Source organism: Gilliamella sp. Nev3-1 (assembly GCF_001690435.1).
Lineage (GTDB): Bacteria > Pseudomonadota > Gammaproteobacteria > Enterobacterales > Orbaceae > Gilliamella > Gilliamella apicola_C.
This window is the reverse complement of sequence record NZ_LZHN01000075.1, coordinates 1-20,961: the sequence shown is the minus strand read 5'-3', so window position 1 is coordinate 20,961 and position 20,961 is coordinate 1. Positions and strand designations below refer to the sequence as shown.

Annotated in this window: 20 protein-coding genes, 1 tRNA gene and 3 pseudogenes; 9 read left to right on the top strand and 15 right to left on the bottom strand. The window is 34.5% G+C overall.

Annotated features, from left to right (window positions below; genetic code table 11):
- Nucleotides 1–48: 48 nt before the first annotated feature.
- The 8 genes from A9G40_RS12890 to rpsU all read right to left on the bottom strand — a co-directional run bounded on the left by A9G40_RS12890 (nucleotide 49) and on the right by rpsU (nucleotide 8,665).
- The gene (locus A9G40_RS12890) at nucleotides 49–378 is read right to left on the bottom strand and encodes a hypothetical protein (protein WP_065567851.1); all 330 of its coding nucleotides are present in this window, start codon (nucleotides 376–378) and stop codon (nucleotides 49–51) included.
- Between the two features lie 146 nt (nucleotides 379–524).
- Nucleotides 525–1,280, bottom strand: a complete 756-nt coding sequence (locus tag A9G40_RS12885; protein ID WP_065583349.1) for an SDR family NAD(P)-dependent oxidoreductase — start codon at nucleotides 1,278–1,280, stop codon at nucleotides 525–527.
- 181 nt (nucleotides 1,281–1,461) lie between these two features.
- Nucleotides 1,462–1,914 (bottom strand): universal stress protein UspA, encoded by a 453-nt coding sequence (gene uspA, locus A9G40_RS12880; protein WP_065567853.1) that lies wholly within the window; start codon nucleotides 1,912–1,914, stop codon nucleotides 1,462–1,464.
- A gap of 65 nt (nucleotides 1,915–1,979) precedes the next feature.
- A complete protein-coding gene (pitA, locus tag A9G40_RS12875) occupies nucleotides 1,980–3,494 on the bottom strand; it encodes an inorganic phosphate transporter PitA (protein ID WP_065583348.1) in 1,515 nt (504 codons plus the stop codon).
- A gap of 68 nt (nucleotides 3,495–3,562) precedes the next feature.
- Nucleotides 3,563–4,534: a bile acid:sodium symporter family protein gene (locus A9G40_RS12870; RefSeq protein WP_065583347.1), complete on the bottom strand. Its 972-nt coding sequence runs from the start codon at nucleotides 4,532–4,534 to the stop codon at nucleotides 3,563–3,565.
- A 68-nt stretch (nucleotides 4,535–4,602) separates the two neighbouring features.
- On the bottom strand, nucleotides 4,603–6,444 hold the full coding sequence (gene rpoD / locus A9G40_RS12865) for an RNA polymerase sigma factor RpoD (protein WP_065567856.1): 1,842 nt from the start codon (nucleotides 6,442–6,444) through the stop codon (nucleotides 4,603–4,605).
- Between the two features lie 81 nt (nucleotides 6,445–6,525).
- The gene (gene dnaG, locus A9G40_RS12860; RefSeq protein WP_065567857.1) at nucleotides 6,526–8,307 is read right to left on the bottom strand and encodes a DNA primase; all 1,782 of its coding nucleotides are present in this window, start codon (nucleotides 8,305–8,307) and stop codon (nucleotides 6,526–6,528) included.
- Nucleotides 8,308–8,449: 142 nt separating this feature from the next.
- Nucleotides 8,450–8,665, bottom strand: a complete 216-nt coding sequence (gene rpsU / locus A9G40_RS12855) for a 30S ribosomal protein S21 (RefSeq protein ID WP_034882800.1) — start codon at nucleotides 8,663–8,665, stop codon at nucleotides 8,450–8,452.
- Nucleotides 8,666–8,851: 186 nt separating this feature from the next.
- On the opposite strand from rpsU, the gene hemB reads away from it, so the two are divergent.
- On the top strand, nucleotides 8,852–9,859 hold the full coding sequence (gene hemB, locus A9G40_RS12850) for a porphobilinogen synthase (RefSeq protein WP_065583346.1): 1,008 nt from the start codon (nucleotides 8,852–8,854) through the stop codon (nucleotides 9,857–9,859).
- 64 nt (nucleotides 9,860–9,923) lie between these two features.
- Here hemB and A9G40_RS15910 read toward each other — a convergent pair.
- A pseudogene (locus A9G40_RS15910) lies at nucleotides 9,924–11,090 on the bottom strand (RNA-guided endonuclease InsQ/TnpB family protein).
- Nucleotides 11,091–11,147: 57 nt separating this feature from the next.
- Here A9G40_RS15910 and tnpA point away from each other — a divergent pair.
- From tnpA to pnuC, 3 genes and pseudogenes are all read left to right on the top strand, one after another.
- Nucleotides 11,148–11,565: pseudogene (tnpA, locus tag A9G40_RS12840) on the top strand (IS200/IS605 family transposase).
- A gap of 186 nt (nucleotides 11,566–11,751) precedes the next feature.
- The gene (gene nadR, locus A9G40_RS12835; RefSeq protein ID WP_065583345.1) at nucleotides 11,752–12,984 is read left to right on the top strand and encodes a multifunctional transcriptional regulator/nicotinamide-nucleotide adenylyltransferase/ribosylnicotinamide kinase NadR; all 1,233 of its coding nucleotides are present in this window, start codon (nucleotides 11,752–11,754) and stop codon (nucleotides 12,982–12,984) included.
- A 6-nt stretch (nucleotides 12,985–12,990) separates the two neighbouring features.
- Nucleotides 12,991–13,680: a nicotinamide riboside transporter PnuC gene (pnuC, locus tag A9G40_RS12830; protein WP_065583344.1), complete on the top strand. Its 690-nt coding sequence runs from the start codon at nucleotides 12,991–12,993 to the stop codon at nucleotides 13,678–13,680.
- Nucleotides 13,681–13,776: 96 nt separating this feature from the next.
- Here the strand turns inward: pnuC and A9G40_RS12825 are convergent, their stop codons facing one another.
- The 6 genes from A9G40_RS12825 to A9G40_RS12800 are packed head-to-tail and all read right to left on the bottom strand — an operon-like array spanning nucleotide 13,777 to nucleotide 17,291.
- Nucleotides 13,777–14,403 (bottom strand): protein-L-isoaspartate(D-aspartate) O-methyltransferase, encoded by a 627-nt coding sequence (locus A9G40_RS12825; RefSeq protein ID WP_065583343.1) that lies wholly within the window; start codon nucleotides 14,401–14,403, stop codon nucleotides 13,777–13,779.
- Between the two features lie 5 nt (nucleotides 14,404–14,408).
- Entirely contained in the window at nucleotides 14,409–15,431 is a 1,023-nt protein-coding gene (gene truD, locus A9G40_RS12820) for a tRNA pseudouridine(13) synthase TruD (RefSeq protein WP_065583342.1), read from the bottom strand.
- Nucleotides 15,432–15,452: 21 nt separating this feature from the next.
- Nucleotides 15,453–15,938 (bottom strand): 2-C-methyl-D-erythritol 2,4-cyclodiphosphate synthase, encoded by a 486-nt coding sequence (gene ispF / locus A9G40_RS12815; RefSeq protein ID WP_065567912.1) that lies wholly within the window; start codon nucleotides 15,936–15,938, stop codon nucleotides 15,453–15,455.
- 4 nt (nucleotides 15,939–15,942) lie between these two features.
- Entirely contained in the window at nucleotides 15,943–16,656 is a 714-nt protein-coding gene (gene ispD, locus A9G40_RS12810) for a 2-C-methyl-D-erythritol 4-phosphate cytidylyltransferase (RefSeq protein WP_065583341.1), read from the bottom strand.
- Nucleotides 16,656–16,952: a cell division protein FtsB gene (gene ftsB / locus A9G40_RS12805; protein ID WP_065583340.1), complete on the bottom strand. Its 297-nt coding sequence runs from the start codon at nucleotides 16,950–16,952 to the stop codon at nucleotides 16,656–16,658. Before ftsB ends, ispD begins: the two co-directional genes overlap by 1 nt.
- A 21-nt stretch (nucleotides 16,953–16,973) precedes the next feature.
- On the bottom strand, nucleotides 16,974–17,291 hold the full coding sequence (locus A9G40_RS12800; RefSeq protein ID WP_065583356.1) for a TusE/DsrC/DsvC family sulfur relay protein: 318 nt from the start codon (nucleotides 17,289–17,291) through the stop codon (nucleotides 16,974–16,976).
- 191 nt (nucleotides 17,292–17,482) lie between these two features.
- On the opposite strand from A9G40_RS12800, the gene A9G40_RS12795 reads away from it, so the two are divergent.
- The 5 genes and pseudogenes from A9G40_RS12795 to A9G40_RS12775 all read left to right on the top strand — a co-directional run.
- Nucleotides 17,483–17,570, top strand: a tRNA-Ser gene (locus A9G40_RS12795).
- A gap of 342 nt (nucleotides 17,571–17,912) precedes the next feature.
- Nucleotides 17,913–18,449, top strand: a complete 537-nt coding sequence (locus A9G40_RS12790; protein ID WP_065583339.1) for a YbhB/YbcL family Raf kinase inhibitor-like protein — start codon at nucleotides 17,913–17,915, stop codon at nucleotides 18,447–18,449.
- A gap of 22 nt (nucleotides 18,450–18,471) precedes the next feature.
- Nucleotides 18,472–19,065 carry a hypothetical protein gene (locus A9G40_RS12785; protein WP_065583338.1) on the top strand — a complete coding sequence of 198 codons (594 nt, stop codon included), beginning with the start codon at nucleotides 18,472–18,474 and terminating at the stop codon, nucleotides 19,063–19,065.
- Nucleotides 19,058–19,279, top strand: coding sequence for a helix-turn-helix transcriptional regulator (locus A9G40_RS12780; protein ID WP_065583337.1), 222 nt, complete (start codon nucleotides 19,058–19,060; stop codon nucleotides 19,277–19,279). Before A9G40_RS12785 ends, A9G40_RS12780 begins: the two co-directional genes overlap by 8 nt.
- Nucleotides 19,280–20,362: 1,083 nt before the next feature.
- A pseudogene (locus tag A9G40_RS12775) lies at nucleotides 20,363–20,935 on the top strand (IS5 family transposase); the annotation flags it as partial.
- Nucleotides 20,936–20,961: the final 26 nt, after the last annotated feature.

Sequence of the window (20,961 nt, the reverse complement as noted above, 5' to 3'; positions counted from 1 at the left end):
AAACGCTAAAAACAAAACAGCCTGACATTTTCATGTCAGGCTGTAATTTTAAAAAAACTTTTTGCTGTTTTCGTACTCATTAACAACTTTATTCAATGCTTGATAGATACTTTCAGTATCTTGCTTTTTTAACGCTTCATCAAGAATATTAAGATACGATAACATTAGCTTTTGATTGTCTTCTGCAAACTTTGGTGATATTTCCTGATCTTCATATAGCATGACATAAGTGCGTGCAAACCCAAAAATCAAAAAATAGACTGCTGCATTTTTTGTATCTTCTTGAATTAATGTTTGCATAGCGTTACGCAGTTTTACATAACTGTCTGTGCCTGGTAAACTTGCCGCAAATGTTTTAGTTACTTCAGTAAATACCATTACGATTAACCTCAATCAAAACCACAAGAAAAAAGAATAGCAACCCTAAAGCAGAAGTGCAAGTCTATTTTGTTCTTCAAATCTATTTTTTATTATTAAAGGGAGCGAGCATTTATAATTTAACCTCCACAGTCAATACGTTTTAATTACTCACTTTCTTTGTAAAGTGCTAATCCTGCTGGAGCTTGAGCAACTGGCATTATCTCAAGTGAATTAACATTAAAATGCGTTGGTGTATTAACTAGCCATGAGACAGTATTGGCGATATCATCTGGAGTTATATAATCAATCCCCTTGTATACGGCAGCTGCTTGCTCATTATTTCCATGAAATCTAACATTAGAAAATTCGGTGCCTCCACATAATCCTGGTTCAATATTGGTGACTCTGATTTTTTTTCCTAAAAGATCAGTCCGTAAATTAGCGCTAAATTGTTTTACAAATGCTTTTGTTGCGCCGTATACATTTCCACCTTTATAAGCATAGGTACCAGCTACTGAGCCAAGATTAATAATGTAACCAAAGTTGCGCTCAACCATACTAGGTAAAATTTGATGAGTTAAATGAATTAATCCCATTATATTAGTTTGAATCATTGTTTCCCAATCATTGAAATCAGCTTGATAAGCTGGTTCTAATCCTAAAGCCAATCCTGCATTGTTAATTAAAATATCGATAGGTTGAAATGCTTTAGGAAGCTGTAACAATATTGATTCTATTGCATCTTTTTTTGTAACATCCAAAGTTAAAAAGGTAAAGTTTATTCCTAATTCATCTGCTAATTTTTGTAACTTATCTCCACGTCGAGCAACACCAATCACTTTATAGCCATCAGCAACGAGCTTACGACAAATTGCTTGACCAAATCCGGATGAAGCACCTGTAACTAAAGCGATATTCATAATAAGCCTCCTTATTGGCTAAACAAAAGTTTACGTATATTTTCATAAACTGTGGTATGCATAAACAAAAAAGATACAAATAAAAATAGAGTAAAGCACATAATTTCTTGAAATGATTTTACAAAATATTTATTTAATACCTAAAAAAACCCGCTAATTAAGCGGGTTGATATTTAATATTTCATGTAGCAGGTTCTTCTGCGGGTTCTTCATCTTTCAATGGAACAATTAATGTATCGATATGTGTATTATTAATAAGTTGACGAGCAGATGACATTAATTTACTCCAAAAGTCTTGATGATGGCCACACACGACAAGATCAGCGCCATATTCGTGAATTGCTTCAATTAATACTTGGTCAAATTCTCCATTTCCTGAAAGAGTATGAGCAATAGGATAACCCGCATCGTCGGCCAATTTATTTAAAGCAACGTGCGCATCTTGAGTAATTCGGTCTTTCATATCATTCATATTAATATCAACCAAACCAGTATAAAGATCTGAATAATTAATACCAACATGAATCAATGATATTTGAGCATTATATGGTCTAGCCATAGAAACAGCTTTTTCGACAAGAACTTCACTTTCAGGTGATAAATCTACTGCGACTAATATATGTTTATAAGCCATGATATTTTACTCCTTCCTATTTTTAAAGCCCAAATAAATTGAAAACCAGTTCTCTATTTTTACTCCTAAATTAATTTTTGAGCAAGCCAAAAAAGTGATCCAGATAGCAAAATTGAAATTGGAAGTGTTAAAATCCAAGTTAATGCAATACTTTTTATCGTTTTACTTTGTACTCCACCACCATCAACAATCATCGTTCCAGCAACTGAGGAAGAAAGAACTTGGGTTGTTGATACTGGCATGCCAGTATAGCTTGCAATTCCAATTGATAAAGCTGTTGTGATTTGTGCTGATACTCCCTGAGCATAAGTCATGCCTTTTTTACCAATTTTTTCACCAATAGTAATAGCTACACGGCGCCATCCTATCATTGTTCCAACTGCCAATGCTGAAGCTACGGCAATGATAATCCAAATAGGTGCATATTCGACAGTTTTAAGCAGATCATTATTCAAAGATTTTAAATATTGCTTATCTTCTGATGTAACGTTAGGTTGTTTAGCAACATGCGAAACCGTGTCAGATAAACATAGTAATATACGTCTAGTTTGTGAACGTTGTTCTACCGTAAGTGACTGATAATCACTCATTTTATTGAATAAATTATTAGCAATCGCTAATGTGGTATATGAACGCGAATAATCACAATGATATTTATTCAAGTCGCCTTCTGGAACACTCGTATCTAACAGTGGTTGTTTACCTATTATCGTTGTTAAATCGTCATTATGGGTAACAAAATACTCTTGAATATTGTGAATAGCATTACGAGTATTTGTAATATCATAGGTAGATGCACTCATGTTAACAATAAACCCTGCTGGAGCTATGCCCATCAACACTAACATCAATAAGCCAATACCTTTCTGGCCGTCATTGGCTCCATGAGAAAAACTTACGCCAGCAGCCGAGATAATGAGCATAATACGAATCCAAAAAGGAGGTTTCTTCTTGCCATAGAGTTTTTCACGTTGCTCTGGCGTCATAAAAATACGCTCGCGTTTTTTACTGCTTTTTTTACTTTGTCCTTTACGCGTCCAGTATTTTCGTAGTAAAAATATCATTAGACCTGCGATCACAAGGCCAACAGCAGGGGAGACAATCAATGATAAAAAGATATGAACCATCTTAGGAATATTGAGTGCATTTATTATTGATGTGTCCATAATAAATGCGTTAGCAATTGCCACGCCAATAATTGAACCAATTAGGGTATGTGAGCTTGATGCAGGAATACCTACATACCATGTTCCAAGATTCCAAATAATGGCTGCAAATAAAATAGAAAAAACCATTGCAAGCCCATGAGCAGAACTTACATTAAGTAATAAATCAGTTGGCAATAGATGGACTATAGCATAAGCAACACTAAGTCCACCAAGTAGAACACCAAAAAAGTTAAACATGCCAGCCATAAAAACAGCGAGTTGTTCTTTTAATGCTCTTGTGTAGATTACTGTCGCAACGGCATTAGCTGTGTCATGAAATCCATTAATTGCTTCATAAAAAAGGACAAAAAACAGCGCCAAAAATAAAAATATAATGGTCGAAAATTCTAATTCAGCAAATAGAGGTAACATAATATATCTTTCTGTTGTTAATAGCTCCCCTATTATCCTTGAGAATAGGGCAATGAGCAAAACAAATTTTAAATTTTTCGTTTTGCATAACGCTCAGCTAAAATGGCACAAACCATTAATTGAACTTGATGAAAAATCATTAATGGTAAAATGATTATCCCTGTTATAGACATTGGGAAAATAATACTAGCCATTGGAATGCCGCTTGCTAAACTTTTTTTCGAGCCACAAAATACAATAGTAATTTCGTCTTCTTTACTAAAGCCAAGTAATCTTGAAACATAGGTTGTTATTAACAAGACAATAGTTAATAACATAATAGAGTAAAAAATAATTTCTAAAAGTGATAAAAAGCTAATTTGAGACCAAATGCCATTTGCGACGGCATCACTAAAGGCAACATATACAACTAATAAAATTGAGAAGCGATCAATTTTAGAAATAATACTTTTATATTTATCCACCCATTTACTAATGAAATACCTTGATAAATGACCAAGTATAAATGGCAACATAAGTTTAAACATGATAGAGATAATAGCATCTAGCATATTCATAGAATTCGAGGCTTGGGTATGCATCAATAAGCCAACCAAAATAGGGGTAATAAATACGCCTAAAAATGTTGACGCTGAGGCGCTACAAATAGCCGCAGCCACATTGCCTTTTGCAATTGAGGTAAACGCAATAGCAGATTGAACGGTTGCGGGTAATACACAAAGATAAACAAAACCTAAATAAAGATTTTGCGGTAAAAAAGTGGGAACCAATATTTGCATCATTACTCCTAGAACAGGAAAGATAACAAAAGTGGTCATAAAAATAACTAAATGTAACCGCCAATTTTTTATACCAATAACAATCGCTTGAAAGGAAAGCTTAGCGCCGTGCATAAAAAAGAGCAAGCCAATAGCAAAGGTAGTCAGATTTTCAAAAAAAACTTTAGTCTGCCCTTTACATGGTAAAAAACTAGCTGTAATTACGACACAAATTAACGTTAATAGAAATGGATCGATTTTAAAACGTTGTAGGATATTCATAGTTTTGCTTTTAGTCTAATTAGTAAAAAAAATCGCCACGATTGTGGCGATATTAATAGGTAATAACGTTATTCTAAGAAACTACGAAGCACATCGGAACGGCTTGGATGGCGCAATTTACGCAAGGCTTTAGCTTCAATTTGACGAATACGTTCACGTGTAACATCAAATTGTTTACCTACCTCTTCTAACGTATGGTCTGTGTTCATATCTATACCAAATCGCATACGTAATACTTTAGCTTCTCTTGGCGTTAGCCCTGATAAAATATCACGTGTTGCACTACGCAAGCTTTCAGATGTCGCTGCATCTAACGGTTGCTCAAGAGCAGTATCCTCAATAAAATCACCTAAATGGGAATCCTCATCATCCCCAACCGGTGTTTCCATTGAAATTGGCTCTTTAGCAATCTTAAGTACCTTACGAATTTTGTCTTCTGGCATTTGCATTCGTTCGGATAACTCTTCAGGTGTTGGTTCACGACCAATTTCTTGTAACATTTGGCGTGAAATACGGTTTAATTTATTGATTGTTTCAATCATATGCACCGGGATACGGATTGTTCTTGCTTGATCGGCAATAGAACGAGTAATAGCTTGCCTTATCCACCAAGTTGCATAAGTCGAGAACTTATAACCACGACGATATTCAAATTTATCGACCGCTTTCATCAAACCTATATTACCTTCTTGGATAAGATCCAAGAACTGTAACCCACGATTCGTATATTTTTTGGCAATGGAAATAACTAAACGCAAGTTAGCTTCCACCATCTCTTTCTTGGCGCGGCGGGCTTTGGCTTCACCAATAGACATCCGTCTATTAATATCTTTAATCTGTTCAATAGATAGACTAGTTTCTGTTTCGATTTGTTGCAATAAGTTAACCTGAACTTGGATTGGTTCTTCAAACTGTTTCAAACTTACAGCAAATGCGCCTTTAGCTGTGAGCGCTTTTTCATACCAGCTCATATTATTTTCGTTACCGGTAAAATACGTCATAAACTGTTTTTTCGGCATTTTGCATTGTTCAACACAAAGCTTCATAATCACGCGTTCATGTGCTCGGACTCGCTCCATCATACTGCGCATATTATTAACGAGAATATCAAACTGCTTAGCGACTAAACGAAATTGCTTGAATATTTCTGATAGATTTTCGATCTCTTTTTGTGCTTTGTTATGAGCTCGGCCATATTTTTTGATCGCATCAGACGTTTTATCGTGTTGCTCTTTTAATTCAGCAAATTTAGCTCTTGCAACTTCGGGATCAATAGAAACATCATCATCGGTTGAAGAGTCTCCTTCTTCATCCTCATTTTCATCGTCACTATCATCAATTTCAATTTCAGATTCACTAACTTCTAAATCTTCTGGCAATTCGTCTGTCACTTCTTCAGCATTTGGGTCAACAAAGCCTGTAATCAAATCAGATAAACGAACTTGGCCACTTTCGATTAAATTATATTGCTCTAAAAGATAAGTAATTGCTTCTGGATATTCTGATACTGAAGTTTGAACTTGATTGATACCATCTTCAATACGTTTAGCAATATCAATTTCGCCTTCGCGTGTTAGTAGTTCAACCGCGCCCATTTCTCGCATATACATACGAACAGGATCAGTTGTTCTACCAATTTCTGATTCAACATTAGATAATACTAAGGCAGTTGCAGCTTCAACAGCCTCTTCATCAGGGACATTATCTGAAAGTAATAGTTCATCAGAGTCTGGGGCTTCTTCAAGCACTTGAATCCCCATGTCATTAATCATTTGGATAATATCTTCAATCTGATCTGAATCAATAATCTCTTCCGGCAAGTGATCGTTGACATCAGCATAGGTTAAATATCCTAGCTCCTTACCTCGAATGATCAGGAGTTTTAGCTGTGATTGAGAATTTTGCTCCATAAAAGGTATCCACTTTAGTTATTTGGTCATCTATATTATATATGTAGACTAATAGTTGGAGTCTACATATAGCCTATATATTTAGTCTTTTCTTGATAAAACAAGTATTAAAGTCGCCAATTCTTTTTTCTCTGCGGCACTTAAGCCAGAGACTCTCTCTTTTGCGATCAGTTCATCTTGCCTTTGGGCGAGTATATTATCATACAACTCTTTTAAAGTATGTGAAAAAGTTGAGCTTATTTCATCATCTTGATAATGGTGCTCCCATGTTGATAAACGGCTTAACTGTTTGTAAAACGGCCTGTCTATGCATTCTGTTAATATTTGTGCTGTTGTTATATTGGGATAACGTTGGCATAATTCAAGCAATTCGATAAAAATCTCAATTCCAGCCATGTTAACTTGACGAATTGCATTGAGATCAGAAACTTGCTCAGCAAGATTTGGGTATTGAAGTAGTAAACCAATTAAAATGCGCATCGTAGTTAATTTTATTTGTGTTCTAGGTGTATTTTCATTGGCTTTTTCATCTTTTTTAGAACGATTTTCATTTAACAATTGTTCTAGTTGAGAAACATCAAGTAAACCTAAATAATTACCTAATTTTTGTAATAAATTTAATCTGAAAGCTTTTGCTCTAATTTGATCAAGCAACGGTAAAGCTAGCGAACTTAATTTCGCTTTTCCTTCAGCCGTTTTTAAATCAACTTGCTTTAAAAGCTCATCAAATAAAAATTTTGATAGATTTGGCGCTTCATTTAAATATTTTTCAAAACCCTCTTTACCAACTTTACGCACAAAAGTATCTGGATCTTCATCTTGAGGTAAAAAAGCAAAGGTAATTTTCTTTCCATCGATTAAACAAGGTAATAAAACGTTCAGAGCTCGCCAAGCAGCGTTTCGTCCAGCATTATCACCATCATAACAAAATATGACCGAATCTGTAGCTCTAAACAGCAATTTAATATGTTCTTCTGATGTTGCTGTACCTAAAGCGGCAACAGCATAATCAATGCCATATTGAGCAAGCGAAACCACATCCATATAACCCTCAACCACTACAAGTTGCTGAGGGTTACGATTAACCTCAAGTGTTTCATAAAGTCCATATAACTGAAAACCTTTATGAAAAATAGGGGTTTCTGGTGAATTAATATATTTTGCAGGATCATTAATGATAGTTCGCCCACCAAATGCTATAACATTTCCTTGCCTATCTCGAATAGGAAACATGATTCGCCCGCGAAAACGGTCATATTGGTTACGGCTATCATTGGTTACTAACATACCCGCTTGCTGATAAAGTGCAGCTTCAGCTTTTGTTTTAACCACATTTTGTGATGTTAATCGCCATTCATTAGGCACAAAACCAATTTTATATCTGGCGATAATTTCGGCATTAAGCCCTCTTTGTTCAAGATATTTATGGGCTTCTATGGATGTTGGCAAGGCCAATTGCTGTTGATAAAAATTAGTAATTTTAGCCATTAATGCATACAAGTCACGGCGCACATTTCTAGATTCGATATGCTTTGATTGATCTATTTGACTATTATCAGTATCAATATAAGGTACCTGAATACCTTGCATGCTAGCTAATTCTTCAATAGCTTCAGGGAAAGATAACCGTTCATATTGCATTAAAAAATTAACAACAGATCCAGAGGCACCACACCCAAAACAATAATAAATCTGCTTTTTCTCATTAAGTGAAAAAGAGGCGGTTTTCTCATCATGAAAAGGGCAACAACCAAAATAATTATTCCCTTTTTTTTTCATTTTGACGCGCTTGCTAATGACATCCAAAATATTGGTTCGAGCAATTAGATCTAAGGTGAAATCGCGAGGAATAAAACCTTTCATGATAAATTTTAACCAATTTTACTGTTACAGAAAGGCAACAAGCCGTATTAAAAATACGGCTTGTTAGAATTCTTTATATTAGAAGATAACAAATTGATTTTAATATCAATTCCAACTTTCAGTATAAATAATTTTAAAACTATTAATATAGACGAGTGCGACGAGCGTTTTCTCTTTCTAATTTCTTAGCATGACGTTTAACAGCTGCAGCTTTTGCTCGTTTACGAATAGTGGTTGGCTTTTCGTAAAATTCACGATTACGAACTTCAGCTAAAACTCCTGCTTTTTCACAAGAACGTTTGAAACGACGTAATGCTACATCGAAAGGTTCATTTTCACGTACTTTAATTACTGGCATGTGCCTCTCACCTCAAATTTGTTTAATATCACAAGGGACTAAAATTTAGTGCGTAATTTTACTCCTAATCGATATATGTTGTAAAGTAAAAAATAGAATTATTATCAGACTACAAATTAATTTGCTAATCAAAATATAGCGTCAGATAATAAATCAAATCTCATTAAGAATAAACAGGAGTTTTTCATGCCATCATTTACAGGTCAATACCCACAACGTCGCTTACGTCGTAACCGAGTTCATGACTTTAGTCGTCGTATGGTTGCAGAACACAGCTTGACCGTCAATGACCTCATTTATCCAGTTTTCATTATTGAAGGCAATAATGTTACTGAACCCATTACCTCAATGCCAAATGTAAATCGAATGAGCATTGATGTATTACTAAAAGAAGCAGAACAAATAGTTAAATTAGGGATCCCTGTCCTTTCATTATTTCCTGCTATTGATCCGGTAAAAAAATCATTGCTAGCGCAAGAAGCGTATAATGAAAATGGATTAGTACCAAAAGCTATCCGAGCATTAAAAAAAGAGTTCCCAGAGCTAGGCATACTCACCGATGTTGCTCTTGATCCTTATACTACACATGGGCAAGATGGTATTATTGATGAACACGGGTATGTACAAAATGATATTTCCGTTCAAACGCTTGCTAAACAAGCGTTAATGCAAGCAGAAGCAGGTGCTGACATTATAGCACCAAGCGATATGATGGATGGACGCATTGGTACAATACGTGATGAACTAGAAAAACAAGGCTTTGTTAATACGCAAATTATGGCTTATTCAGCAAAATATGCATCAAGTTTTTATGGACCTTTTCGCGATGCGGTCGGTTCTGCTAAAAATATAAAAGGCAGCAATAAAAAAACTTACCAACTCGATCCAGCGAATAGTAGTGAAGCATTACAAGAAATTTATCAGGATTTAAGTGAAGGTGCGGATATGGTCATGGTTAAACCAGGCATGCCTTATCTTGATATAGTTCGAAGAGTGAAAGAAACTTTCGCTGTGCCCACATTTGCTTATCAAGTATCTGGGGAATATGCCATGTTAACAGCAGCAATCCAAAACGGTTGGTTAGATGAAAAATTAGCAATTATGGAATCTTTACTTTGCTTTAAACGCGCTGGTGCAGATGGTGTTTTAACCTATTTTGCTAAACAAGTCGCTGAGTGGTTACATCAAAAATAACAATATTTGTTTAAATGTTGTTGACATTCTTCCCCACCCAAAAGGGCGGGGATTCCTGCTGCAGTTAGTTTATGGCTGACTCGCTTCGGTGGGTTTCTGCTACTGACGACATTACTGCATCGTTCACTTCACAGACGCTTGGGGTATGGCCTACCCTGAGTATATTTAACGCCCAACAACATCGACATTTTCTTTGTAGCCACAACTTACACATTTAAAGTTAGCTTGTGTTTTACGATTATCTTTTGCTACATGAGAACAACAAGGGTAGGTTTGATTTGTATACTTAGGAGCTACACTGTATACAAATCCTCATCGCCAATAGCTTTTATATTCAAGTTGACGTCTAAATTCATATCAGGATTGATCTAATATGGATTTATTTAAACCTGATTTTGCTTTAACGTTTCTACCATGTTCCAAGTGATTACCTTTTATTGATTTAGACATATTACTTACTTTTAAGTCTTCTATGTATATCATAGCATGGTTTTAGTTGATTTCATTTGAAATCTTATGTAAGTAGTCTTTTCCAGTATTGGTTATATGATGATGTAGTTTAGGTACTTTCCGTTTGGGCTTTATCCAGTTTTGGCTAAATTTTTCTTATGATTAAGTTATTGCTGTAATTTTTCTAGTTTTAATTGGTTTTGTTTGAATATATTTAATAGTTCAAAGTAAGCACAATTGTTTAATGTCGCAAAACGGCTAATCCCCATATAATACCAATTTCGGTATTAGATTGATGTATTGGCCCTACTTGTTCATATTCAGTCTGAATAGAAACAAACCATTTACCACAAACTAAACTGACTGTGGCATTTTTTATCGTACCGATAATTAATTGACTTTGTCTGTAACGAATATAACCCACTTTAGGAATGAAAATACGCTTATTATTTTCGTCTAGTTTTGTCCCTTGCGGAAAACGAATGCTTTCCTTAATCTTTTTTTCTTAAACTTAGGGAAATCCGATTGTTTTCGAAAAAAATTACGGTAGGCGGCTTCTAAATCTTTTAATGATTGTTGTAATGCTTAGCTATGGCAGGTTTTTAACCACCCGTATTTTTCTTTCATTCAGGAAGTAAATTGGCTATTTGGTATAACTGAACTTGATTGTATTATCTTGTTCATATTGCGCTTTTTGCCGCGCCAAAGCCTGATTAAAAACAAACCGAAAACATCCGCCGCAAAACTGTTTAAGTTTACGGACATGCTCACCATTTGGCATTAATTCAAATTTAAAGGCTTTGCGTATTATCGTATCTATTCTACTATTGTTTGTTCTATGAATAGGCAAGATGAAATTAGACACGGTAGATACTGTGTATTTAAAATACATGCTCACTTGGTGTTTGTTACTAAATACCGAAGACATGTCTTTACTAAAAATATGATTGATGATTTAAAACCTATATTTGAAAAGGTATGTTTAGGCTTTGATGCCCAGCTTATCGAGTTTGATGGTGAGGATGATCACATTCACTTGTTAGTTAATTATTCGCCTAAAATTGCATTATCTTCACTCGTTAATAGCTTAAAAAGGTGTTTCCAGTAGAATGATTAGGAAAAAATATCATTCTCAAATTAAAAGTAAATTATGGGGCGGCTCTTTATGGTCTCCATCCTACTTTGCCGTCAGTTGTGATGGCGTACCTATTGCTATTATTAGACAATATATAGAGCAGCAACGAATCCCAACCTAAAACATTAAAACGACTTCGTAATTTAAGCCTTATATCCTCGCCCTAAAGGATGAGGTTTTACGGCTAAACTGATAAATTTCCAAGAATCTATATCAGAATAAATTATTTTTTGTTTAATATATTGAACAAAACTAAAAATTGATTTATATTGCGTTTAAAATAAAAAACAAAATATAAGGAGATCTTATGTGTGACTTCAGTTATTTAAAAACAGTAATAAAGCGAAAAAACATATCATTACAAACGGTTGCCGATGCCTGCCACATGACTAAAGGCTACCTAAGCCAGCTAATTAATAATAAAATTAAAAATCCAAGTGCACAAAAATTACAATCACTTCATCAATATTTACAAATTGAAGAATCAACCCAAAACAAAAAAGTGGGGGTTATTTTTGGTAAGTTTTATCCTTTACATACAGGACATATCTATCTCATTCAGCGCGCAATCAGCCAAGTGGATGAACTCTATGTCGTACTTTGTTCTGATACAACTCGTGATATGACACTATTTGAACAAAGTGCTATGTCCCGCCAACCAACAATTAACGATCGTATTCGCTGGTTACTGCAAACTTTTAAATATCAAAAAAATATCCACATTGAATTACTCGAAGAAGACGGTATTCCAGCTTATCCTAATGGTTGGCATGAATGGAGTGAGCGGGTAAAAAAATTATTTAAAACCAAAGGTATTAACCCTGATCTTGTGTATTCAAGCGAACCACAAGATGTTGCTATGTATAAAGATTTGTTTAATTTAGACACGGTGCTTATTGATCCAAAACGGCAATTTATGCAAGTTAGTGGAACTCAAATTCGCCAAGCACCACTCAAAAATTGGCAATACATCCCAACAGAAGTAAGACCATTTTTTGTTAGAACCGTTGCCATTTTAGGAGGTGAATCTAGTGGTAAATCGACTTTAGTGAATAAACTAGCAAACGTATTTAACACAACCAGTGCATGGGAATATGGTCGGGATTATGTATTTTCTCAACTTGGCGGGGACGAACGCGCATTACAGTATGCTGACTACGATAAAATCGCATTAGGGCATGCACAATATATCGATTTTGCCATAAAACATGCCAATAAAATTTCGTTTATTGATACCGATTTTGTGACAACTCAAGCTTTTTGTAAAAAATATGAAGGTAAAGAACATCCATTTTTACAAGCTATGATCAATAACTATCGTTTTGATTTAGTGATTTTACTTGGCAATAACACGCCATGGGTGGCTGACGGTTTACGTCATTTAGGCAGTCCAAAACAACGTAAAGATTTTCAAAAACTATTAATAACGTTATTAGAAAAAAATAATATCAAATATATAGAAATAGAATCGCCCGATTACGAAGAACGTTATTTACGTTGCATTGAACTAGTTAATCAACTTATTAATGATGAAGAGTAATAAATTATGAATAAATTAAGCAATCTTGCCATTTTAATTGGACGCAGTAAATTCTATCCATTTTTTTGTATATTATGTGTAACACTAGCATTCTTATACACTGACCCATTTACTGAATTTGATTTACGCTATGCTACTTCTTACATAGGCGCTTTTTGCGGTCTGCTATGTGTTATCTTATTAGCAAAACGTAAAAACATGGGGAATGTATTAGGTATGTTTGCCGTAGTTGCAGAATGTTGTGCTAATGTTCTTGGCGGCAATATTGGTGCAGGATTACCGCCAGTCTACTATTTTTGTTCACACATCTATGGTTTATTCACTTGGAAAAAGAACCTTGATAATAATAAAAACGTTAAAGTTCGCTCACTCAATGAAACCACATTTTTATATACAATCATATTTCTTATTATTGCCGCTTTTATTAATATTTATTTAACGGATAAAATTGGTGCAACTAATACAACCTACCAACTAATAACTAACTGTTTTATATTTGGTCTAGGTATTGTTGCTCAATTATTATTGATGATGCGCTATGCGTTTAACTGGTATTTATGGGTTATATTAAATGTACTGGTAATTGGTTTAAATATCTATACCGACAATATCGTTATTGCAACACAATACTTAATTTACTTGTTTAATGCTATTTATGGAATCTGTGAATGGGAACGTTCTAAGCAGAAACAATAAATATATAAGATATTGTCAAAAGATTTTAGGGCCAAGCGTGTTTCAGTATAAAAATAGAAAATAAATATTTTATTTTCTATTTGAAATACAGGCCCATTATTCTATATCGCCTTTAACTAAAGGAACAAATATTACCTCACCCATATCCTTCACGATAAAATTATGTCCATCACGCTCAATTAATTGGAGAGTCTGTTTATTTTCGCCAACAGGAATAACTAGCCGGCCTTTATCTGCTAATTGTTCTAATAAACTTTGTGGCACTTCGGATGCGGCGGCAGTAACGATAATACCATCAAATGGCCCTCGCTCTGGCCAACCTAACCAACCATCACCATGACGTGTCGAAATATTATGAATATCAAGTTGTTTTAAACGGCGTTTAGTATTCCATTGCAAACTCTTGATACGTTCTAGCGAACAAACATGTTTAACTAATTTTGCCAAAACCGCAGTTTGATATCCCGATCCTGTACCAATTTCGAGCACTTTTGAGTGAGGCTCTAACCTTAATAATTCGGTCATCTTTGCTACAATATAGGGCTGAGAAATAGTTTGCCCATTACCTATTGGTAAGGGACAATTATCATAAGCTTGATGAGACAACGCCTCATCAACAAAATGTTCTCGAGGAATTGAAGCGATAGCATCTAAAACTCGCTCATCTTTTATTGCTTGTTGACGCAAAAATTTAATTAGGGACTGCATTTTTGGGCTTTGCATTTTGGCTACTCATTTTCTATTATTAATTCACGTATCACACTTGTTGCATAACAACCTGATGGCAAATAAAAATCAAGTTCAAGACTATGACAATCTAACCATTGCCAATTGAGTTGATCTGCTCGTAACAATAGTGAGCGCCTTGCTGTCTCAACGCGCTCTTTTTTAAATAGATCATAAAATTCAGACCAATTTTCTAAACATTCTTGTTCAAACTCCAACGCTTTAAATTGTGTACCAAGTGGTGAATCCCCCATCATTGGTGCTGTAACATTAATCTCACCGTTTTCTAAACGTGCTTGTAACAATGCTAACTCATCTGTTTGTGCAACAAACCAACTACTGCGTTGTGCTAGTTGTAATATATCGCCATCAATAACAGTTTTATGAAGCTGTTGTTCAATTCGTTTACTCACAATGTCGTTAAAAATAGCACTTCTCGCTGCAGAGAGATAAAAACTTCTTTTTTTTCTATCTTTAACCGTAATAGCCCCTTTTGCCCAGTTTATAGCTTGGGTAATATTATTTTCACCACGGCCAAAGCGTTGCTCACCAAAATAATTAGGCACACCATGTTGTTTGATCAATTCTAATTTAGATTCGATTTCAGATTGAGCGGTTAAATCTCTTAAAATAATTTTAAAATAGTTACCTTTTAACGCCCCTATTTTTAATTTTTTATTATGCCGGGTAACTTTTAATATCTGACAATTTGCTAAATCAAATCCTGAGAAGTCTGGCGTTTGTTGACCTGGCATATGTAAGCTAAACCATTGCGTTGTTATCGCTTGACGATCTTTTAATCCTGCATAACTCACTAACTTAGTTGAAATACCAACATATTTAGCTAACTGTTCAGCCACAAAAATAGTGTTACAATCACGTTTTTGCAAATAAACTAAAACATGCTCACCCTCACCAGTCAACTCAAAACCAAGATGTTCTGTAACGACAAAATCTTCGTATTGTTGCTTATATTGCCCTGTGGCTGTCGGTTTTCCATATAAATAATTAAGTTGTGTTAACACTTGTATTGCCTACTTTTAAATTTAATCTGTTTTAGTTTTTCGAGCTAATAATACTACTGCTTGGCAAGCAATGCCCTCTTTACGTCCCGTAAAGCCTAACTGCTCGGTTGTTGTTGCTTTTACACTAATTTGCTCAAAATGAACTTTTAAATCTTCAGCTATATTAACTCTCATTTGATCAACATGCGGTCTCATCTTGGGTTCTTGCGCAATGATAGTGGCATCTAAATTCACTAATTCATAACCTTTAACTTGAACAATACTGTACACATCTTTCAATAAGATCCGACTATCTATGCCTTTATATTTTGGATCTGTATCGGGAAATAGCTTACCAATATCGCCTAATGCTAATGCACCAATCAGCGCATCTGTTATTGCATGTAATAAAACATCGCCATCAGAATGAGCAATAAGTCCATATTGATAAGGAATTTTTACACCAGCAAGCGTAATTGGACCTTCACCACCAAACTTATGGACATCAAATCCATGACCTATTCTCATATTTTTACCTATTTAAAATTTGCTTAGTTAAATAAAAATTAGCCAACGCTAAATCTTCAGGACGCGTTATTTTTATATTGTCTCGACGACATTCAATTAATAAAGGATGCCCTCCACAATACTCAATAGCTGAAGCTTCATCAGTAATTGTAATATGGTTATTTAAAGCATGTTGTAAGCAAGATTTTAACTCACCAGCATTGAATAATTGAGGTGTTGCTGCACCCCATAAATAAGTTCGATCTTCAGAGTAATCAATAATAGTGTCATTATCTTGGCATGCTCGTTTTATCGTATCGTTAATACGCATAGCCAAAATACCACCTTGCTTTTTATTGATCACCGTTTCTATCAAGCGAGATATGTCATCATGATCCACACAAGGTCTTGCGGCATCATGAACTAATGCCCATTGCTTATTATTTAACAATTGTAATCCAGCTAACACAGAATCAGCACGAGTTTTACCGCCTAAAGTGATACTAATGTTATCGTGCGAAGCTATCGAGAGCGAGCTAAAGATGTTATCCTCAGGGCTAATAACAACAATAACTTTCGCTATTTGAGGATGTGTTAATAATTTATTTAGTGTGTGTTCTAAGATTGTTTTTGAATCGATTTTTAAATACTGTTTAGGGATTTGGCTATTCATGCGACAACCAATTCCTGCAGCTGGCACAATAGCGATAATATTATTAAGATTATTCATGTTATGCATTATCGTTTTTTTGAATCTGAATCAATGATAATTCGATAAAAATATTCATTAGCTTTTACCATACCTAAATGACTGCGAGCCCTCTCCTCTATCGCTTCAGAACCACGTTGTAGATCGTTAATTTCAGCAAACATTTGCTCATTACGAGCCTTCAATTTCTCATTATCAGCCCGCAAACTGGCTAACATCTCTACATTATCCCGATAATCGTACACATTATTTTTGCCATACCATAAAGAATATTGGAGATAACCAAACACAACTAATAGTAATAAAGGGAGCTTCCATCTTCTCATGAATGTAACGTTATCCTTTATTTATATACATTTAACTGGCTTTGGTAAACCTGCAAGTTTAGTCGCTTGTTTAGCTGGGCCATCAGGAAATAACTTATACAAATAGCGGCTATTGCCTTTTTGTGCACCGAACTTCTTTTCTATCGCTTTAACTAACGCACGTATAGCTGGTGATGTTTTATATTCTAAGTAAAAATCACGGACAAATAAGATAACCTCCCAATGCGCATCGGTTAATTCAATACACTCATTAGCAGCCAGTTCAGGAACCAAATCAATAGTCCAATCCTGCCAGTTTTTTAAATAGCCTTTATCATCGGTTTCTATTTGCTCTAACATTTTTAACATACGCTAATTCATTTGCGTTTTATTATACTCAATTAATCAAAATCCAACACTAATTTTGAAAAAGAAAGCGCCATCATTATGTGTTTTCTATATAATTTGATTAAATTTAAAGCAAACGATAAAAAATATTAAAATAGCTATTTACAAATAAGCAAGTCTACTTTAGTATTTACAGCCATTGCGGAAGTGTGGCTGAGCGGTTGAAAGCACCGGTCTTGAAAACCGGCGAGGGGCGACCCTCCCAGAGTTCGAATCTCTGCGCTTCCGCCATCTTCTCTCAAGGCATAGAAGAAATCAATATCTAAAAACTCATATCAAATAAAATACCATGTTTTAATATTTTTTTGGGGACTGTCAAGTTAACTTTTAATAGTAAATTGTAATTTGATAGCTATCTTCTAATTTAAACCCATGTTAGAAAATTAATTTGACAATATCCATACAAGGGATGGGTTAAATTAATAGCACCAAATCGTGTTAAAAAACTTCACTAAACTCTAAATAGAATTATTATCTAAGCACATTTGTACTATAATTGAGCTAATTTGTGCAGAATTTTTATTATTTTCTATCTAAAATAATTTCACTCTAATTTATGATAAGAGAAATAAAGTGAAAAAGATAATAATTTTTATTTTGTATTTAGTCAGTTTTAATACTTTCGCACAAAGCTTTAGCATACAAAGTAGTGATCTGTCCAAGAATGGTTTTACTAGTCAATATATTGCTAATGAATTTGGCTGTAAAGGTGAGAACATTTCACCTAGTCTTAGTTGGAACGATCCACCTCAAGGCACAAAAAGCTTCGTCATTACTATGTATGACCAAGATGCGCCAACTGGCTCTGGTTGGTGGCACTGGGTAGTCGCCAATATACCAGCGAATGTAAATTATATTGTAAAAAATGCAGGTAATAATACCTTACTATTACCAAAAGGAAGCAAAGCTGTGCGCAATGATTTTGGTAATGTTTATTATGGGGGGCCATGCCCACCCAAAGGCACAAGCTATCGCTATATTTTTACTATTTATGCTTTGAGTATTGAACATATTAATGTTAGTGATTCAACATCACCCGCATTAATAGGATTTATTGCAAATACGAATCTATTAGGTAAAGCAACAATAATGTACAATTATCAGCAATAAAATATTGCTAATAGGATATTTTTTGAATCAGGTAATAAAAAAATCACAGCAGCTTACTACATTAGGTCAGTACTCACGAGTTTCACAAAGTTGTAATTATAAATCATCGCAGGTGAGAATAGTTGATCCAATGTTAATTCGTGTAGTTCAAGGATCAAAGGTTATCAGCTATAAAGGTGAAATTTATGAGATATTAGCAGGAGAATTATTAGTTGTTCCTGCTAACAGTCTTTTAGATATTACTAATCAAAATATTCAAAATAAAATTTATTTGGCCGACTGTTTTACTTGGTCACAAGAAATACTAAAACAGTATGAGTCTTTAAAAACCACACAGTCAACAGACTTTACCTATCAGATAAAAATCGTGCGATCTGTTCCCAATATTTTTAATGCATCAATAAATTATACAATCAGTATTATTCAAGATCCTCTCTCAAATTATGATTTGCTTTTACATCAATTTATACAATTATTACGATGCTTAGAAATAGTAAATATTAATTTTCCTATCTCAGTAAATGAAGGTCTTAAGCAGAAGCTGGAACGATTAATCTTAGGTGCACCTACAAAAATGGCAATCAAAAGCAATTGCAAAACATTTTGCCATGAGTGAGTCAACATTAAGGCGACGCCTATCTGATGAAGGAACAAGTTTGTCTAATATACTGTTTGAGGCAAGAATGAGTTATGGATTAAAGCTACTACAAACCACTCATTTAAATATTACACAAATCGCACAAGAAGTTGGATATGATTCAGGATCTAGATTTGCAATTTATTTCCGTAAGCGGTTCGGTTTTTCACCAAAGCACATGAGAGATAGATAATTTTGAACCAGAGTGTTTTGTAATTCTTTGGTTGGCACCGTCAAATTAACTTTTTTCATAAAGCTAAATTTGATGATCATCACTCAGAACTTCGGTTTGACTTTGATTGAACACCATATTATTTTAGCCCATAGCAATCCAATATAGTCCACTTTTAAAAGGTAGAACACAGTTATATATATGAGGTGAGTAATGAATAAATTATATAAAATCAATTATTTGTAATTAACTGGATGTTTTTATTTTTTCCTGCGCTTCCGCCATCTTCTTTAAGCTTATTTTAAAAATAAATATGTTAAAATTTAGCATATCGTTTCACATTAATTCTTATTATCTTAAAGCGCCAATTACTTCTTCATTTTTCACTTTTTTACATACTAAATCTACCAATATAGCCGCAAGTAGTAGCAAATAATCAAAGATGTGTTATTGATAGATTATCTGTATTGAGATTCCTATACAAAAACAGTTAACTTGACAGTATTGAACTGCCCACTAAGATGGTGATAATTCAGGCTGAAAACCCTACAAATAAACGCGTATTTTTCTTGTATTATTATTTTTATTCAATGAGTTATTATTTCTCGTTGACTAGAAAAGGATAATAACTTCATACTTAGTAAGGGTTAAAATCTAGCAACTATAAAGATAGAGCTTGTTCAAAAACAGGTCAGGCAAAAGTAGAATATGAACCTGATTTTGACTCATCAGAGCTAAGAAAAATGATTGCTGAACAATGTGAAAATAATAACCAATGGCACTTATAATCAGTGCGTGTTTTTTTATTATGAAAGTTTATTAAAAACCAATTTTGGCAATTATTTAAGAGTATCCATCTTCCATGTAAAAATGAAACATTTATGGCTCCATGTGTTGTAGAAGTATCAAATAGGAAGTTTACCGCAATACAAAAGAAAACTAGGCTGAAAGCAGATGGAGCACCTCGTAATACATTGGAAAATTAACTTGATAACATAATAAAAAACCCTAGATAAACTAGGGTCAGATTGATGACAAAGAACTCGCTTTTTGGCGAGTTTTTTGATCTAATAGAGAGGAGTCCATTATAAGAGAAGTTCTTCTATGCTAAAAAAACCAACTCCAGCGACACCAGAAAAAATAGAGCAAATCTCGCTAGATGCGCTTGTCCCTCAAAATCATCTTGTTCGTAAAATAGCTAAAGTCATTGATTTTGAATTTATTCGAGAAGCGGTAGCACCACTTTATTGCCCTAATAACGGTCGTCCGGCAGAAGATCCGGTCAGACTGTTTAAAATCATGTTATTGGGATATCTTTTCGGTATCCCCAGTGAACGTCGTCTGGTTCAGGAAATTCAGGTCAATTTAGCTTACCGCTGGTTTCTGGGAATGGGATTAACCGAAAAAGTGATTGACGCCTCAACACTTAGTCAAAATCGTCGCCGTCGGTTTAATGACAGTGAAATCTATCAACAGATTTTTGATAATATTGTTGAGCAGGCCATTGCCAAAGGGTTGATAAGTGGTCGGGTATTATATACGGACAGTACTCACCTAAAAGCAAATGCCAATAAAGGCAAAGCACGTAATGAGCAGCGTATTGTTGAGCCCAGTCAATATATTGATGCGCTTAATCAAGCCATCAACGCAGAAAGAAAATTAAACGGAAAAAAGCCTTAAAGCCATCGACGGTAGAGAAATAC

Coding starts and splice junctions, on each gene's coding strand:
- A9G40_RS12890 (WP_065567851.1), bottom strand. CDS start 378: ATGGTATTTACTGAAGTAACTAAAACATTTGCGGCAAGTTTACCAGGC.
- A9G40_RS12885 (WP_065583349.1), bottom strand. CDS start 1,280: ATGAATATCGCTTTAGTTACAGGTGCTTCATCCGGATTTGGTCAAGCA.
- uspA (WP_065567853.1), bottom strand. CDS start 1,914: ATGGCTTATAAACATATATTAGTCGCAGTAGATTTATCACCTGAAAGT.
- pitA (WP_065583348.1), bottom strand. CDS start 3,494: ATGTTACCTCTATTTGCTGAATTAGAATTTTCGACCATTATATTTTTA.
- A9G40_RS12870 (WP_065583347.1), bottom strand. CDS start 4,534: ATGAATATCCTACAACGTTTTAAAATCGATCCATTTCTATTAACGTTA.
- rpoD (WP_065567856.1), bottom strand. CDS start 6,444: ATGGAGCAAAATTCTCAATCACAGCTAAAACTCCTGATCATTCGAGGT.
- dnaG (WP_065567857.1), bottom strand. CDS start 8,307: ATGAAAGGTTTTATTCCTCGCGATTTCACCTTAGATCTAATTGCTCGA.
- rpsU (WP_034882800.1), bottom strand. CDS start 8,665: ATGCCAGTAATTAAAGTACGTGAAAATGAACCTTTCGATGTAGCATTA.
- hemB (WP_065583346.1), top strand. CDS start 8,852: ATGCCATCATTTACAGGTCAATACCCACAACGTCGCTTACGTCGTAAC.
- nadR (WP_065583345.1), top strand. CDS start 11,752: ATGTGTGACTTCAGTTATTTAAAAACAGTAATAAAGCGAAAAAACATA.
- pnuC (WP_065583344.1), top strand. CDS start 12,991: ATGAATAAATTAAGCAATCTTGCCATTTTAATTGGACGCAGTAAATTC.
- A9G40_RS12825 (WP_065583343.1), bottom strand. CDS start 14,403: ATGCAAAGCCCAAAAATGCAGTCCCTAATTAAATTTTTGCGTCAACAA.
- ispF (WP_065567912.1), bottom strand. CDS start 15,938: ATGAGAATAGGTCATGGATTTGATGTCCATAAGTTTGGTGGTGAAGGT.
- ispD (WP_065583341.1), bottom strand. CDS start 16,656: ATGCATAACATGAATAATCTTAATAATATTATCGCTATTGTGCCAGCT.
- ftsB (WP_065583340.1), bottom strand. CDS start 16,952: ATGAGAAGATGGAAGCTCCCTTTATTACTATTAGTTGTGTTTGGTTAT.
- A9G40_RS12800 (WP_065583356.1), bottom strand. CDS start 17,291: ATGTTAGAGCAAATAGAAACCGATGATAAAGGCTATTTAAAAAACTGG.
- A9G40_RS12780 (WP_065583337.1), top strand. CDS start 19,058: ATGAGTGAGTCAACATTAAGGCGACGCCTATCTGATGAAGGAACAAGT.